General features: G+C 40.9%; 1 pseudogene. It reads right to left on the bottom strand.

Annotated features, from left to right (window positions below):
* Positions 1 to 130: pseudogene (locus JWJ90_RS23050) on the bottom strand (ATP-binding protein); the annotation flags it as partial.
* Positions 131 to 291 lie beyond the last annotated feature (161 nt).

Genomic DNA, 291 nt, shown 5'->3' with positions numbered 1-291 from the left:
CTTTCAGAAGCTTCAGATATCGGCCATCACCTTTGGCCAGGGCGAGGTCCTCGAAGAGTTTTGTCGTTCTCAGATACAGCGTGTTCAACCCTTCTCTGCAGGCCTTCTGAGCAAAGGCGCAGGCAAGATAGGTTTTGCCGTTATGTAAAGCTTTACATAACGGAAATTATGCCAAGTTCTTAGTTATGTAAAGTAATGAAGCTATTACCTTTTCAATTCAAATAATAACACACAATCACTTTCCATAATAATATCCTTCAAACCCTTACAAAGGAGGAGGATATGGAAAGA

Source organism: Desulfobulbus rhabdoformis, from assembly GCF_016919065.1.
In the GTDB taxonomy this organism is placed as follows: domain Bacteria; phylum Desulfobacterota; class Desulfobulbia; order Desulfobulbales; family Desulfobulbaceae; genus Desulfobulbus; species Desulfobulbus rhabdoformis.
The sequence above is the reverse complement of the archived record's forward strand: the minus strand, read 5'-3'. Positions and strand labels throughout refer to the sequence as shown.